This is a genomic window from Salinibacterium sp. CAN_S4 (assembly GCF_015752305.1).
Classification (GTDB): Bacteria; Actinomycetota; Actinomycetes; order Actinomycetales; family Microbacteriaceae; genus Rhodoglobus.
This window is the reverse complement of record NZ_JADOVB010000002.1, coordinates 473,300-488,425: the sequence shown is the minus strand read 5'-3', so window position 1 is coordinate 488,425 and position 15,126 is coordinate 473,300. Positions and strand designations below refer to the sequence as shown.

Below are 15,126 nucleotides of genomic sequence, written 5' to 3'. Positions count from 1 at the left end.
GGCCAACTGCGGTTCGTGCAGTTCGCGTGACCTCGGTCATGTCGGTCACAAACCCGTCGAGGCTCACGGATTGCGTGATCGAGAATGTCCCTTCGCCGTCCACCTCTCGGCCAGAGCGTCGGTGGCCGAGCCCCATTCATCGTGGAACCCGAGCTGCTTTTGCAGCTTCTTGTCCGCAGTGTCGCCATAGCGAGGGAGCGGGCGGATGCCAGGCGTGCGCACAACTTATCGATTGTCTGGAAGCTGGAATCGAAGCCGAGCCCTGGGACCCGGGGGAGCTTCGCGATGAAAAAATTCGGCGGTGAGTGTCGTGAGACCTTTGTGCACGTCGCGTTCGCTGGAGCAGGCACCGCTTTACCGCCCGAGGCGCTCAATTTCTGTTTCGGCGGTAGGTCGTCGAGTAGCGGGGCCTCTAAAGGGCGTTTGGCCAGTTCCGATTCTTCGACTCCATCTCCTCACTGCGTGCTGCCCTGGAAGATGTTCTCGAATAGTCGCAACCGCCATGTCCACTCGCCGGCGCATGGCGGACACGTCATGAAATGGACGTCCAGAGATTCCGACCACGAGGTGGCGGTGGTAGCGCACCGTTCGGCCCGGATCGAGGCGAAAGCTCAGATCAAAGTCGTCGTGGAGAAATGGTTTGTCCCTTGGGACGGTCTCTGCGATCGCATGCCAAGTGCCGGCTCGGATGGCAAAATTCGAACCGAACAAGGGCGTGCTCGCGAGAGCAGCTCCCGCGAGAAGGAAGTACGCGCGCATGTACAGCACATCTGCCAACTTTTTTTGGACCCGCCCGAGGTCGTAAAACTCGCCGCGACCCGTGACGGCAACGGCGTCGGGATGGTCGTGGAAGGCTGATTCGATTGTGGCCAGCCAGTCGGTTGGCAGTACCGAGTCTGCATCACAACGCGCGATGATGTCGGCAGTTGCCGCGTCATATCCAGCCGAGGCGGCCGCAGTTATTCCAGGCCGAGATTCCGCGATGACCCGCGCTCCATAGGAGCGAGCCACCTCGATGGAGTTGTCAATACTCCCGTTGTCGACCACCACGATTTCGTCAGCTGGTCGCGATTGGGCAGCCAGGGACCGCAGGCATCTTCCCAGCATGTCGGCATCATCCTTCACTGGAATGACCACAGAGATGTATGGCACTGAAAATCCGATCTGATCGTCTAACCCGAGAAGTAGTTGTGGGGCGTCGGTATCTGCGCCGACGCCCTGCTTGTGGCTCAGGAAACGGGCCCGAAGGTGGATTGCACTTCCGCCATCTCGAGATCTGCGGTCGCCTGGATGAGCTCCAACAGTTCCGGGTCGAGCCCGGGTGCGAACTCCTCAAACCGTTCCGGGGCGATTTCAGACGGGACACCGACGGGCGCCTGCTCGCTCGCATCCAGGGTGGTGCCGTCGTTCGAGGGAGACGGTCCCTGAAAAATCTTCCCTGCCTCGGACTGTGTAGCGAGGTCGAAGGTGTATTGCTTGCTTTGCAACCCGAGATCGACCAACTTTTTCACCTCCGGGAACGCCTCGGCATTCGTCTTCGGGATAGGCAGCACTTTGCCCCAGTTCACGCCGAGCGTCTCCAGCGCCTTCGCGTACGCATTCTCGTGTGCCTGGTCGCGAACGATGAGATAGGCGATCGTCGAACGGGCCGTTGCGTTGTCCGTCATCTCATAGAGGCGACATTTTTGCAGTCGACCCGTGGATTCGAGCATGAGGTTGTACAACAGGTCCAGCACCAGGTTGCCGGAGTTGTACACCCAACTTCCGCTCCAGGGATTGCCCGCGGAATCAACCGGCATTGCGCCCTGGGATGCGACAAGGAAGTGGTGGATGTTGCCCTCGGAGAGTGCGAGTTCGAGAGGAATCGCACCGCCGCCACCTGGCGTGTCCAAGGGATCGGTGGGCTTACCCTGGTAACGCGGTGAACCGTCGAGAAGTCGAGAGATGGTGGTGCCGATCAACTCGACGTGGCTGATTTCCTCCGTACCGATTCCCTGAATGAGGTCGCGATAAGGCTTAGCCGCCGGTCCCCGGAAATTGATGCTCTGGAACAGGTACTGCATCATTGTGCGCATCTCGCCGAACTGACCACCCAACCCTTCCTGCAATGCGTTAGCGGCGGCAGGATCTGGCTCGTCTTGCGCAATGTCGTTGATGAGTTGCTGGACGTGGAAAAACATGACAACCTCCGTCGTTAGATCGCGTGGCATGGATGCGGGGTCAAAGCCCACCCTTTGGACGGTACGCGGTGCTCACACCGGGAACCACCGGCTTGACAGTGAGATAGCTACGGATTATGGATCGCGCTCTTGGCGGAGTGTGCAACCCCACCACTCAGGTGATCCCGAAGAAGAGGTCGGTTGTCTCGGTGACCTGGCCCTGAACATCCTTGCGGTAGGAGATGGGTGATCAGCACGACCTGCACTTCCTCATCGGCGACAGCGTTGTGCTGCCCCGGCAACGGGATTGTGAGCCGACCCGAGGTGACGATGGACCTCGTCCTCGCCATCCCCGGACAGAGAAAAAGCCCTGATGCCAGGGCTTTTCTCTTCATCAAGAGCGGAGACGGAGGGATTTGAACCCTCGGTACCCGTTAGGGTACTCCACCTTAGCAGGGTCCCTGATTCCTCGTCAGGGACGACATTGCGCGCCTCGAGGTTCCCGGAAGCACTTCTACCACGGCATTATCTGCATCGCGGGTACACAGGGGGGACACCAGGGATTGAGGGTCGCCGGAGTCCGATCCACCAACTAGTGATCGATCTGCGCCAGGGCGTCGAAAAAGACCGCACTCAAAGAGCAACACGCTCGACGCGTGCCTCGACACCCGAGTGGTCGAGGAAACACAGCAATAACTCGATTGTTGTGCCGGTTGCCGCCTCCAGCATTGACCCGTATGCGCGCAGCTGCGGAGCGTAGTGGGCGACCCGTGCAGGGAGGACGCCCTCTTCGGCGTGAGCGACCCTGCCGCCTACGAGCGCATCTCAACGAAACTTCAGGCGAGCTTCAAGCGAAGCAGCGCCTACGCAATCGACGAGCACGCCACAGCACTCTGGATCCAGCTCGCAGTGCGCCAAGCCAACCTCATCGCCATGTCCGCTCCCGCACACGATGCCGGGCGACTTCGCCGGGTCGCAAAACACCTCCCGGCACTCACGACCAAGGACCCAGCGCAGTCCTTCGTCGAGTTTCAAGCCGACCTGCTTACGGCCGGAGTCGTACTTGTATACGTCGAGGAAGTTCCCGACACGTCATGAAGCGGGCACCTGACCTGCTGGACGAGTTCGGCATCGGCGTCGATACCGCCGCGGAATCCTCATCGTCGCCGGCGATAACCCCGAGCGCATCCGCTCCGAGGCGGCATTCGCAAAACTCGCCGGGATCAGCCCCGTCCCGACCGGTTCAGGGATGACCAGCGGCAAACATCGCATCAACCACGGCGGCCACCGACAACTCAACGCCGCCATCTATCGCACCGTTATCGTGCGCATGCAACATCACGAGCCCACCAAGGCACACGTCGCCCGCCGAACCACCGAAGGCAAAAGCAAACGAGACATCATCCGATGCCTCAAACGCTACGTCATCCGTGAGGTCTATCAGCTCATCAAAGTCAACCCGACGACAGGCGAAATCACGACTTGACAGACATAGGAGCATCAACGCTCTCATGGAGAGCATCAATGGCCTATACAAAGCCGAATGCATCCGCACCACCGTGTTCCATGACGGCCCGTTCAAGACGATCGCTGACGTCGAATATGCGACGGCCGGCTGTGTCGACTGGTACAACAATCGTAGGCTTCACTCGAGCCTCGGCTACGTTCCACCCGCCGAGTTCGAGCAAGCCCACTACGCGACCCTCAACCGAGAGCCGCAACCCGCATAGAAGCGGCAGAAAACCTGAGGCGCTTCACGGAGGCGGGACGTAGGTTGAAGCGAGAATGAACATCACCCCAGCCAATTCGCTGGGAGCCCGATAGCGTTCAAGTGCCGCCTTGCGCAATTTGCTTTCACACCAAAGATCCGTCACGGAGCGCCACGCTGCAGCTTCAGGGTCGCACGCTCACTAGCCGACTAAGTCCGAAGGGGTCTATGTGGTTTCGGCTGTCGCGAGAGACCGAGCCAAGCAGGCTATGACGGTCGGAGCCTGAGGTTTTGCATTCCTCCGTCAACCGGGAGGCTTGTCCCTGTAGTGGATCCAGACAAGGGGCTCGCGAGGTAGAGAATGGCGCCCGCAACCTCATCCATCGTCACGAGACGGCCATGTGGTTGACGCGCGTTGAGGGCAGCACGTTCGAACTCTGGGTCGGGCGCATCCATAAGGAGTCGGTCAACCCAGGGTGTATCGGCAGTTCCCGGATTCACGCAGTTGACGCGAATGCCCTCCCGAAGGTGATCAGCAGCCATCGCACGAGTCAGGGCAAGTACCGCTCCCTTCGATGCACTGTATAGGGCGCGTTCGGGTAGGCCAGCGGTAGCCGCAATTGAGCAGGTGTTGACAATTGATGCGCTGGTGGATCGGCGGAGATGTGGCAAAGCGGCTCTGCTCACCCTCATGACCCCTGTGACGTTCACGTTGAGTACCCGCGCCCATTCGTCGTCGAGGTTGCCCTCGATGGTGCCCTGCGCTCCAATAGCTGCGTTGTTAACGACAATATCGAGGCCACCGAGGTGCGCGACGGCGGCATGCATTGCGTCCGTCACGGATCGGTCCTCCCCGATGTCCGCACGGATGCCGGTGATGTCAGTGGGCATTTGGTCGACGTGTAGGTCGAGCGCCACCACCCGTGCGCCACGGCGGGAAAGCTGACGCGCTACTGCTGCACCAATTCCTGAGGCTCCCCCCGTGATCACCGCGCGTAGGCCATCAAATTCACTGAAGTCACCCATCTTCTCGCTCTATGCCTTCGCAAATTCATGGCGCTGGCGACCGAGGCCATCGATTTCGATCTCGACAACATCGCCGGGTTTGAGGTAGGGAAATCTTCCCGAGAGACCGACGCCGGCTGGAGTGCCCGTGAGTATGACGTCGCCAGGCTCCAAGGCCATGAACTGGCTGAGGTGCCAAATGATCGCTTCGACCGAGAAGATCATGTCCGCAGTGGTGGAATCTTGGCGAGGTTCGCCGTTCACCCAACTACGGAGCCGCAAGTTGGAAGGGTCAACTTCGTCGGGGGTGACCAGCCATGGCCCCAATGGGCTGAACCCAGGAAAGGACTTGCCCTTGCTCCATTGCCCCCCGGAAAGATCGAGCTGGTACTCCCGCTCCGATACGTCATCGGCAGCTAGGTACCCGGCGATATAGTCCGCGACCATCTCGATGCTGTCCAAGTAGAGCGCACGTCGTCCGATGACTACTCCCAATTCAACTTCCCAGTCGGAACGAGAACTCCCTCGTGGAATGTTCACTATGTCGTCAGGTCCGCCGATGGAGCTTGGCGTCTTGTAGAAGATCACCGGGCTATCAGGGACGGTTGATCTCGATTCCGCAGCGTGCGCTGCATAGTTGAGCCCTACGCAAACGAGCGCGCCGGGGCGCGCGATGGGAGGACCGAATCGCAGCGAATTCGCGCGCTCCAGGATTGGAAGAGAACCTTCCGCGAAGCTTGCCGCGATTGCCGATAGGGCCCCACCCCTTAGTGCATCCGGGTTGATGTCGCTGACGATCCCACGCAGATCGTACGCGATTTCGCCCGACAGGACAACGGGAACCTCCTCCCCCACGGCACCGACTCTTGCCAGTCTCACTCCACGCACGCTCCTTCGTTTGACAGGATAGACATCCGATCTTTAGGCTCAGCTCAACCATACAGGAAGGAACCCTCGTGTCCAGAGTCGTTGTCTTCGAGACGAGTGACGTCCGCTTCCCCACCTCAGACCTGCTCGATGGTTCGGACGCGATGAATCCCGACCCGGACTACTCCGCCGCTTACCTGCGCATTGGCACCGACTCCGGCGACGGGCTAGAAGGCCATGCATTTGTCTTCACCATCGGGAGGGGGAACGATGTCGAGGTGTGCGCCATTGCCGCTCTGGAGAGCTTCCTCATCGGACGCGATGTGGATGAGGTTCTGGGCAACTTGGGCGCGTTCTGGCGGGAACTCGTCTACGACTCTCAGCTGCGTTGGCTCGGTCCGGAGAAGGGCGTGATGCACATGGCTATTGGCGCTGTGGTGAACGCACTGTGGGACCTTCGGGCTAAGCGAGCAGGCTTGCCCCTATGGCGACTGCTCTCAGAGCTGACCCCCGAGGAGATTGTCGATCTCGTCGACTTCCGCTACCTCTCCGACGCACTTACCCGCGACGAAGCATTGGCGATGCTCCGCATGGCGGCACCTGGGCGCTCAGCGCGCCAGGAACTTCTCCTTGCCGAGGGCTATCCGGCGTACACGACCACTCCTGGTTGGCTCGGGTACTCTGACGAGAAGTTGGAGACGCTGTGCCGGCGGGCGGTTGCCGAAGGCTTTACTCAGATCAAGCTGAAAGTTGGAGGGCACCGCGAAGACGATGTGCGCCGATTGGGCATTGCCCGTGCGGCAGTAGGCCCCAAGGTGCGAATCGCGGTAGATGCCAACCAACGCTGGGATCGTGACGAGGCCATCGACTGGATTCGCGATCTGGCACCCTTTGATATCGCTTGGGTGGAAGAACCGACCAACCCGGACGACGTGCTTGCTCACGCGGCAATTTCTCGCGCGATCCACCCAGTTCCAGTGGCCACCGGGGAGCACGGGGCGGGGCGAGTGATGTTCAAGCAATTCCTCCAAGCCGACGCACTCCAGGTTCTTCAGATCGATGCGACTCGAGTTGGTGGGGTTAACGAAAATATTGCGATACTGCTCCTCGCTAGGAAATTCGGCGTCCCGGTTTGCCCGCATGCCGGAGGGGTCGGCTTGTGCGAAGCCGTGCAGCACCTATCGATGTTCGACTTCATCGCGGTGTCTGGAGAGCGCGATGGACGAATGATCGAATATGTTGACCACTTACACGAGCACTTCGTAACTCCGGTGGATGTTCGTGCCGGCCGCTACTGGCCCCCGAGCGCACCTGGAGCTGGCACTGAAATGCACGCGGAATCTGCAGCCTTGAACGCGGTCGGCAACCGTGTCTCGGCCTAAACTGTCTCGCCTTGGCTACGGGGCTGCGAATCTCGGAAATCTCTACCGCGAGATCGATGAGGATCAGTGTTGGTCGATACTCAACGCGGCCTGGGATACCGGCATCCGCTACTTCGACACTGCGCCCCACTATGGCCTAGGCCTGTCCGAGAGACGTCTTGGTGCTTTCCTCGCCACGAAACCGCGCGCCGAGTTCTCGGTGTCCACCAAAGTAGGGAGACTGCTTCGCCCTACCGGCGGTGCGGCGGCGAGCTTGGACCTCGAGAACGACTTCGTGGTTCCGGCGGATCATGAACGGGTGTGGGACTTCAGCCGGGAAGGCATTCGCCGCAGCCTAGATGAATCGCTCGAGCGAATCGGACTTGATCGAGTCGACGTGCTGTACCTTCATGATCCCGAGAAGTACGACTTGGCGATCGCGGAAACGGACGCCTATCCGGCGCTAGCTTACCTTCGTGACGAAGGGCTTGTCACCGCAGTCGGAGTAGGCTCCATGTCCGTCGTGGCGCTTGAGCGTGCGACAGTTCGTGCTGACCTGGACATCATGATGGTTGCCGGACGCATCACGCTTCTCGAGCAGCCCGCACTCGATGGAGTCGTCGCCCGCGCGCAACAAGTTGGCATCGATATTGTGGCCGCTGGTGTATTCAATTCCGGTGTCCTCGCGACGAACGAACCTGGAAAGCGGTACGAGTACGGATCAACCCCCCCTCATCTTGTGGAAAAGGCTCTCGAGATCGCCCAAATATGCAGAGCGCACAGTGTGGACTTGCCCACCGCCGCTCTGCAGTACCCGCTCCGCGTCCGCTCGATCCGATCCGTTGTCGTCGGAGGAAGCACTCCGCAGCAGGTGACTGAGAACTCCAGCCGAATGGCGGAAGAGATTCCGGAAGGACTGTGGAGCGACTTGGCAGAATCCGGCCTGATCCCGTGATGGGGGCTGGCTCTCCGCGCATAGACGCGCACCTACACCTCTGGAATCGCAGTGAGAGCGACTACGCGTGGCTCACCGGAACTCTCGACCGCGACTTCGGGCCTGAAGAGGCTGAGAGAGTATTGTCGGCGAACGGATTCACCGGTGCGATCCTTGTGCAGGCGGAGGATTCCGCAACGGACACCCGAAGCATGCTGCGGGTAGCGACCGGGCACAATTGGGTCTTAGGAGTCGTCGGATGGCTCCCTCTAAACAGTCCGGCGATCGCTGCACATTGTTTGGACGCCTGGACGGAGCATCCAAAGTTCTGTGGAGTGAGGCAACTCCTTCACACCAACGCCTCCCCCGGTGTGCTCGCCGAACCCCGATCACTTGAGACACTCAAGATGGTCGCTGACGCCGGCCTCGCATTTGATCTCCCGGACGCATGGCCGCACCTTTTGCCATCTTTGCCCGGTCTTTCGAGAACCGTTCCTCATCTAAAGATCGTCATCGATCACCTAGGGAAGCCGCCTGCCGATAGCGAAGGTTTTGCCGCTTGGAAACGGTCGTTAGAACTTGCTGCCGAGCAACCAACTACGATCGTAAAGCTGTCCGGATTGTCCGCTGCCGCGCGATCGGGAGGAAGCGGATCGGTCCGACGAGCTTGGCGGGTCGCCCTCGACCTCTTCGGACCGGGGCGCATCGCGTATGGGGGCGACTGGCCCATGACCGAGGCCGCCGGTGGTTACGATCAGGAATTTGCCGCTGTCGCTGACCTCGTCGGCGAACTATCGCCCGAGGAGCAACACAGCATCTTCTACGAAACCGCACAACGCACATACAACTTGTCGACCGGCGCCACCGGGGGAAGGACCGACTGATGTTGCTCAGCCACATCACGCATCCAGAGCTCCTGAGGTCGCTGGGGAGATGCGGCCATGGTTCCAAAGTTCTCATCGCCGACGGCAACTATCCTGTCGTCACCGGAGCTCACGCCTCGGCCGATCGTGTCTTCTTGAATCTGGGGCCGGACCTATTGACGACGAACCAAGTCCTGGCTGCGCTCGTACTCACTATGCCGATCGAGGCCGCCGAGATCATGGTTCCACCGGACCACAGGGAGGTCGAGGCAACCATCGGCTATCGAGCGCTGCTCCCAGCCATTCCGTTCGAGTCTCACCCCAGGCTTGAGTTCTACGATGCGGCGAGCGACCCAAACGTGGCACTTGTGATTGCGACCGGGGATGGGCGCGCTTACGCCAATATCCTCCTGACTTTTGGTGTGCGCTAACCACGAGGAACATTGAGGGCGACCTCACGTCGCCTCAGGGCCACTCGGAGTCACAAGTGAGCGTCGCGTGGGTGAAACCCCCGGGATATCGCACCGGCCCCGAGTACGGGCTGGGAAGATGCGCGAGGCGACTACCCAGTGTGTTGGATACGACCAGCCGAAGGCGATTCGTACCGGATCGGAGTAGCTCGGCGACATCCACGCGGTCGAACGATCCCATGAGGCTGCGAAGGGGGAAACCATTGAGCTCCACTCCTGCTGTTCCCGCGAGATCAGGCAATCCCAGCAGGGCTCGCTTCGGGATTTGGTCTACCTGGAACTCCAAGCCGCACGACACCGATCCGGAGAACTCGGACAGGCCCCATTCATCCCAGAGACGGGGGACATCAAGAAAGCTCTCTACTCTCCATCGCGCTGGACCGAGCAGCACTCCTGAGGCGCTCGTGAGCGGATACCCGGGCTCAACCCGAACAACAACGGAATCATCGCGAATATCCTCGCCGAGGGGCACCACTGGCCCAAGGTCGATGCGCCACCGCGTGGACTCCCCCGGATCGTGATCGACCGCGAGGGTCCTGCCTCGACGGGAAGCGGAAACGACAGTGCCGCTCGTATCAAGCTCTAATCCGATGCCCCCGCGCGGGACTAGCATCCTGAGCTCGACCGGTCGAGGGTCGGCAAGCATCTCGAATGGCAGCGCCGGATCTGGGCCGCACCACCATGCGAGTCTTGATGCGACGCGAGGTCCGGAGCTGCGCCCCCCAACGACCACGGCCGCTCGCGTTGGTTGGTCGGGCGACACTGTCAACCGGATAGTGACTACGGCCCACGTCCCAGCTGTTCTGGCGACTTCCGAATAGGTTTTCGTGGACATGTCTCGCAGGCCCCACGGGGGAAACCACTCTGCCGCACGCTCACGCTGAGCCACCACAGAATTCTCGTTCACCCAAACCTCGAAGGCGGCCCGACTTGACGCGCGCACCACTTCGTATTCCTGCTGCGACCTCACCCGCGCGCTGAAGTAGTAGACGGACCCCGCTGGTGGGCAGTCGTCGAGCACCCGAGGGTCCAGAAACTCGTCCGGTACACCCTTGAGCCCATGCGGTCCGGCCATCCGGTCAAGGAGGTATGGGTCGCGGGCAATCCCAGTCGACATAGACATCGAATAGTCGCGCCAAGCGTAGGTGTTCCCTCTTATGATCAGGGAGCCCTGGGGATTCAGTGTGCCCGTTGCGATGCGGCTGTCCACTTCGGCGGCATAGACCGCGGGAAGTGGTCCGAGCACACTGAAGCGCGGCCCGTGGTCGACCAGACCTTCCACCCACTCTCCGTCCTCGGTCCGGGAGTCCACCCGCCAGGAGTCCACCCCCATTGGCCGCGAATCGTCCGAAAAGTCCAAGAATCGGTTGTCTAGGACTGGTTGCACCTCAAAACGCCACTCGCCCGTCAGCGGTCGTGTCGACGTCACGGGCAGCACCGTCGCGGGACCGCAGCCTGCCGCGAATACAATCACCGTGGCTTCGCCCGGGCCCAACGCGATAGCGACCTCGGCCCGGTCGCCCTCTCGACGCGCGTCGATCGCACGAAAGTCTCCCGAGAGGGCGTCCCACTCTTCTGCTGAACCGGATCCAGCGAGGGCAGTGGTTGTGCGAATTTCCCGGTTTGTCACATTGATCAGCACAAATACCTCGGCGTCGTCAAGTCGGCGGTGCACAGAAGCAAGACCGGACTCGTCCTGTCGGCCGACTGCACTACCGTGCTGGCGAAGCTGTGCCACCGCACTCTCAGGGGACGTGCCGGACGGTACGACCACGACCCCTGATTGTTTCGCGTCATCTAACAGGGCAACGGTTTGCGGTCGAAGAGTACGGATTCCTGGCAGAACTAAGGCACCGTAACGCCGACCTCGGACGACAAGTTCCCCGTGTTCGACACTTGCGGAGCGTAAGAGGGATTGCGGTAACAGGTCGCATCCGACACCGTGAATCGTGAGTTGCTCGAGCATGTTCCTTGCAAGTTCAGGGGAATCCACGGATTCGCCCGCAAGGTCCAGTTCCTCTGTCGGATCAACGACGGCAACGTGCCGGACGTCAACTCCCGCACGGAGGACGTTTCCCATCCGCGCCAAGTAACGCCAGAGGGTGCGCGACCCGTTCCACCACGGCTGACGAAAGTGGAAGTCTGGCGACGCCCATTCCCACCACCCTGACTCAGTCGTGTAGTTGAGGCCGTGCATAATTACGTGGTTTGATCCGGCAGCGAATCCAATGTTCGCTCCTTTCAAGATGTCCTCGGGAGTGACCTCCCAACCGGAGCTGTGAAATGCCTCGTTCACCACGAGCGGCCGATCGTGCAAGTGGGCAATGGATGCGCTAACTACCGCCGCAGCGATATTTCGGGACGCGCGAAGGTCAGGATCGTCATTCCCAGGCCCGTGGTACCACTTCATGACGCCCATGAAGTCGCCATAGTGCTGGTGGCCTAAGCGCAGATCCCCCCGGCTGAGCTGATCCATAACAAGTAGTAACCCGCGCGCTTCATGCCAATCGAATATCGGCCGGAAGTAGTGATCCTCGAGGAGCTGCACGACGAGGTCACGATATGCGGCTCGGAACTCGAGGGCGCCCGGACCATCAATCCACAAAGAGTGGATCCGGTCGAGCTCGAAACCCAGGTTGTTCAGGCGAGCTGCGACGTCATCGTTCCACATCGGCATGGTGAGACCGAGGTCGAGTTCGTCCTGAAAGACTACTCGGAACGACTTGCCGAGCCTTCCCGGCAGCTCCCGTTCGATCTGCTCATAGAACTGCTCGATGACGGATGCACCAGCGTTGGGATGGAGCGGATCGAAGTCCGTCCGCGCGAGACCGATCATTCCGGGCGCCCTAGTAACGATGCTCGTCCTACCATCTGGGAGGGCGACAACGGAGACGATCGCGGAGCACTCCGGCACGACCGATTCGGTGGAGTCGGCGCTTTCGATGATGTGATGGCTGAGGGTGCCTGCGTGGAATCCGGTGGTGTGTGCGGCCGCGCGCACGATCATCGGCCCGATGATTCCGTAATCCTGAAGCCCAACTATCATTCCCCTATCAGCGCTAGCGTCGACAAACCATCGAAACAACTCCCACCATTCGCCCGACAGCGGGGTAGGCGTTCCGTGGTCAAGCTGGCCGTTCGGGAGATGGCTATACCCCACAATTGTGCCTCCGACCCCTTCCGCTTGCAGGAGGTCCAGCTGCCACTCAAGTCTCGGCCGACTCAGATCGGCACCGCTCCACCAGAACAATGGGGTTGGGCGCCCAGCAGGTGTGACGGAACTGAATTCCTGCCGCAGCTCGGAAAGCGTCTGTGCCCTCGGGAAATAGTTGTCCATGTCTTGTGGTCCGTCCCGGAAAGATGAAAACATCTGAAGTATAAGGAACTCAGCGATCCAATTACACAACGATCAGGCTATCGATCTATGGATTGACAAACCACACCTCCGATGTTTACATGTACACCAGCAAGTCCTCACCCATGCGTGAGTCAACGCGTGGGGTGGCCACAATGACTCGAAGGAGTGTCATGCACAAGCAAGTAACAAGGGGGCTGATCGCTTTCGCTGCGGTCGCTTCGCTGACGTTGGCCGGATGCTCCGCGTCGGCACCCGAGGAAGGCTCAAGCGCCGACGACCCACAAGCCCCCGCCGAGATTACATTCCTCACCTTTCAGAGCCCGAACTTGACCGAACAGTTTTGGGAGGACCAGGTCGCTGAGATCCAGAAGACCTACCCCAACCTCACGGTCAATCTTGAATACACCCCGGGTCTCGATCGCCAGGATTACGCAAAGCAGCTTCTAGCGACGGGGACACTGCCCGATGTGATCTGGGATGTTCCCCTGCAGGACTTCGTGTCTGCCGGCGCACTGCTCCCTTACTCGTCCGAGGACCTCGCCGGCATCGATGCCCCCGAGGGTTCCGGCACGATCGATGGCGAACACTACTCACTCACCGTCGGTGCTCAGGTCATTCCTTTGATCTACTACAACAAGGACGAGTTCGACGCACTCGGCATCGAAGAGCCGACCACTTTTAGCGAACTCAAGGACGCCGCTGCAACGATTGCTGCCGCAGGCAAGACTCCCTTCCTGATCGGAGGCGGCGCGGACTCGTGGGCGTCGACGATCTTCCTTGACGGAATCATCACAAGCGATGTCATCGCGGCGGATCCGCAATGGACGGCCGCTCGACGAGCCGGCGACGTCTCCTTCACGGACCCAGACTTCGAGGCGGCCGTGAAAAAATGGCTCGATCTGTCCACGTCAGGCTACTTCAACAGCGACGCACTCTCAGTCGACTACAGCCAGCTGCAGTCCAAATTCGCCAACGGCGAAGGGGTCATGTACCCCATGGGTTCGTGGGCAGGCGCCAGTCAGGTGGACTTCAATGTGGGCGTGTTCGCCTTGCCCAGTTCCTCCGGCGACTACACCCTCGGGCTGAACTACGGCCAGGCCCTAGCAGTTTCGGCAACCACCAAGTTCCCTGCTCAGGCGAAGGCGTTCGCTGTCGCCATGGCCACCGGACAGGGTGCCAACTTGGCCCAGCTCAAGGCTGACAGCGTCATACCTGTTGCCAAGGGCTTTGAGGCACCGACCGACATTCCTCCGCTCATCAGCAAGACCTTCGACGCGTACCAGACCGACGGGGCCGCGTACGTCGAACCCTTTGGCTGGACACAGGGTCAGAATGCCCTTCCGTCTGGGTTCACGGCTGAATTCGACAAGGGCGCGCAGCAGTTGCTCTCCGGCTCGACTACGGTCAAAGATTTCCTTGCGCAGATGGATAAGACCTTCGACGATTTGGACCAAGGCTAGAAACCAGTGACTCTCAGCACCAGCGCTTCCGCCGTCTCACGGGCTTCGGCCCGCGGGCGGCGGAAGCCGCGTCCCCTTGCCACTTGGCGGTTCCCGTTCGCCATACCCGGATTTGTGTTCTACGGCGGGCTCGTGCTCGTGCCGCTCGTGCTCAGCTTCTTTTACTCTTTCACCGACCGCAGCCTCCTGAGACCTGACGCCTCATTCGTCGGGTTTGACAACTATCTGCGACTGCTTTCCGATCCTTCGTTCCTGGGAACCTTTGGATTTACGTCCGTACTTACTGTGGTCAACCTCGTTCTCGTCAATGCTGTTGGCCTCATGGTCGCAGTTCTCCTTGATAAAGTTGGGCGCGTCTTCTTCGCCGTGCGCATGGCCTTCTTCGTGCCGGTAGCCCTAAGTGGTGTCATCGTTGCCTTCATTTGGTCGCGGATTCTTACCGACAATGGCGTCCTGAACTCAACTCTTCGCGCTCTGGGACTAGGAGACCTTGCGCAAAGCTGGCTTGGGACGAGCTTCACCGCGCAAGCCTCCGTAGTTGTCGTGACGGCGTGGCAGGCGTTGGGGCTTTGTATCGTCGTTTATCTGGCGGGGCTGCAGACAGTTCCGCGTGAGCTTCTCGATTCCGCTCGGATCGACGGATGCGGACCGGTCGGGTCTTTTGCAAACGTGACTTGGCCCCTTCTTGCCCCCAGCCTCACGATTAACGCAACTCTCCTCCTGATCAACGGGTTCAAGACATACGACATCCCTGTTGTGATGACGGGAACGGGACCGGGTGGCGCCACCTCAACGGTGGCCACCGAAGTCATCCGTGTTGGGTTCAGCCTCAACCGAGTTGGACTCGCTTCTGCGATGGCAATCATCATGCTCGCCGTCGTCGCGTTCATCACGGTCGTGATCGTGGGTCTGTTACAGCGCCGGGAGGTGTCGAATTGACC

Annotated in this window: 13 protein-coding genes and 1 pseudogene; 9 read left to right on the top strand and 5 right to left on the bottom strand. The window is 60.4% G+C overall.

Annotation, left to right across the window (positions count from 1 at the left end):
• Positions 1–354: 354 nt before the first annotated feature.
• Positions 355–1,107, bottom strand: coding sequence for a glycosyltransferase family 2 protein (locus IWX81_RS15060; RefSeq protein WP_442977643.1), 753 nt, complete (start codon positions 1,105–1,107; stop codon positions 355–357).
• Between the two features lie 122 nt (positions 1,108–1,229).
• Positions 1,230–2,180, bottom strand: a complete 951-nt coding sequence (locus tag IWX81_RS08705) for a manganese catalase family protein (protein ID WP_199280913.1) — start codon at positions 2,178–2,180, stop codon at positions 1,230–1,232.
• A gap of 774 nt (positions 2,181–2,954) precedes the next feature.
• On the opposite strand from IWX81_RS08705, the gene IWX81_RS08700 reads away from it, so the two are divergent.
• The 3 genes and pseudogenes from IWX81_RS08700 to IWX81_RS08690 form a co-directional block, all read left to right on the top strand.
• Entirely contained in the window at positions 2,955–3,257 is a 303-nt protein-coding gene (locus IWX81_RS08700) for a hypothetical protein (protein ID WP_334593618.1), read from the top strand.
• A 55-nt stretch (positions 3,258–3,312) separates the two neighbouring features.
• Positions 3,313–3,645: a transposase gene (locus tag IWX81_RS08695; protein WP_199281004.1), complete on the top strand. Its 333-nt coding sequence runs from the start codon at positions 3,313–3,315 to the stop codon at positions 3,643–3,645.
• A gap of 16 nt (positions 3,646–3,661) precedes the next feature.
• Positions 3,662–3,889: pseudogene (locus tag IWX81_RS08690) on the top strand (integrase core domain-containing protein); the annotation flags it as partial.
• 245 nt (positions 3,890–4,134) lie between these two features.
• Here the strand turns inward: IWX81_RS08690 and IWX81_RS08685 are convergent.
• Positions 4,135–4,893, bottom strand: coding sequence for an SDR family NAD(P)-dependent oxidoreductase (locus IWX81_RS08685; RefSeq protein WP_199280911.1), 759 nt, complete (start codon positions 4,891–4,893; stop codon positions 4,135–4,137).
• 9 nt (positions 4,894–4,902) lie between these two features.
• Positions 4,903–5,751 carry a fumarylacetoacetate hydrolase family protein gene (locus tag IWX81_RS08680; RefSeq protein ID WP_199280910.1) on the bottom strand — a complete coding sequence of 283 codons (849 nt, stop codon included), beginning with the start codon at positions 5,749–5,751 and terminating at the stop codon, positions 4,903–4,905.
• 77 nt (positions 5,752–5,828) lie between these two features.
• Between IWX81_RS08680 and IWX81_RS08675 the strand changes: the two genes are divergently transcribed.
• Genes IWX81_RS08675 through IWX81_RS08660 form a run of 4 tightly spaced genes read left to right on the top strand, consistent with a single transcriptional unit; the run spans position 5,829 to position 9,328 of the window.
• Positions 5,829–7,121, top strand: coding sequence for an enolase C-terminal domain-like protein (locus IWX81_RS08675; RefSeq protein WP_199280909.1), 1,293 nt, complete (start codon positions 5,829–5,831; stop codon positions 7,119–7,121).
• Positions 7,108–8,055, top strand: coding sequence for an aldo/keto reductase (locus IWX81_RS08670; protein WP_199280908.1), 948 nt, complete (start codon positions 7,108–7,110; stop codon positions 8,053–8,055). The genes IWX81_RS08675 and IWX81_RS08670 overlap by 14 nt, the downstream gene beginning before the upstream one ends.
• The gene (locus tag IWX81_RS08665) at positions 8,055–8,918 is read left to right on the top strand and encodes an amidohydrolase family protein (protein ID WP_334593655.1); all 864 of its coding nucleotides are present in this window, start codon (positions 8,055–8,057) and stop codon (positions 8,916–8,918) included. Before IWX81_RS08670 ends, IWX81_RS08665 begins: the two co-directional genes overlap by 1 nt.
• Positions 8,918–9,328, top strand: a complete 411-nt coding sequence (locus tag IWX81_RS08660; RefSeq protein ID WP_199280906.1) for an RbsD/FucU domain-containing protein — start codon at positions 8,918–8,920, stop codon at positions 9,326–9,328. The genes IWX81_RS08665 and IWX81_RS08660 overlap by 1 nt, the downstream gene beginning before the upstream one ends.
• 34 nt (positions 9,329–9,362) lie before the next feature.
• Here the strand turns inward: IWX81_RS08660 and IWX81_RS08655 are convergent, their stop codons facing one another.
• Entirely contained in the window at positions 9,363–12,704 is a 3,342-nt protein-coding gene (locus IWX81_RS08655) for a glycosyl hydrolase (protein ID WP_199280905.1), read from the bottom strand.
• Between the two features lie 191 nt (positions 12,705–12,895).
• On the opposite strand from IWX81_RS08655, the gene IWX81_RS08650 reads away from it, so the two are divergent.
• Positions 12,896–14,185, top strand: coding sequence for an ABC transporter substrate-binding protein (locus IWX81_RS08650; RefSeq protein ID WP_199280904.1), 1,290 nt, complete (start codon positions 12,896–12,898; stop codon positions 14,183–14,185).
• Positions 14,186–14,317: 132 nt separating this feature from the next.
• Positions 14,318–15,124 (top strand): carbohydrate ABC transporter permease, encoded by an 807-nt coding sequence (locus tag IWX81_RS08645; RefSeq protein ID WP_199280903.1) that lies wholly within the window; start codon positions 14,318–14,320, stop codon positions 15,122–15,124.
• Positions 15,125–15,126: the final 2 nt, after the last annotated feature.

Excerpts from the sequence above, each read along its gene's own strand:
- IWX81_RS15060 (WP_442977643.1), bottom strand. The coding sequence starts at position 1,107 with ATGCTGGGAAGATGCCTGCGGTCCCTGGCTGCCCAATCGCGACCAGCT.
- IWX81_RS08705 (WP_199280913.1), bottom strand. The coding sequence starts at position 2,180 with ATGTTTTTCCACGTCCAGCAACTCATCAACGACATTGCGCAAGACGAG.
- IWX81_RS08685 (WP_199280911.1), bottom strand. The coding sequence starts at position 4,893 with ATGGGTGACTTCAGTGAATTTGATGGCCTACGCGCGGTGATCACGGGG.
- IWX81_RS08665 (WP_334593655.1), top strand. The coding sequence starts at position 8,055 with ATGGGGGCTGGCTCTCCGCGCATAGACGCGCACCTACACCTCTGGAAT.
- IWX81_RS08660 (WP_199280906.1), top strand. The coding sequence starts at position 8,918 with ATGTTGCTCAGCCACATCACGCATCCAGAGCTCCTGAGGTCGCTGGGG.
- IWX81_RS08655 (WP_199280905.1), bottom strand. The coding sequence starts at position 12,704 with ATGGACAACTATTTCCCGAGGGCACAGACGCTTTCCGAGCTGCGGCAG.
- IWX81_RS08650 (WP_199280904.1), top strand. The coding sequence starts at position 12,896 with ATGCACAAGCAAGTAACAAGGGGGCTGATCGCTTTCGCTGCGGTCGCT.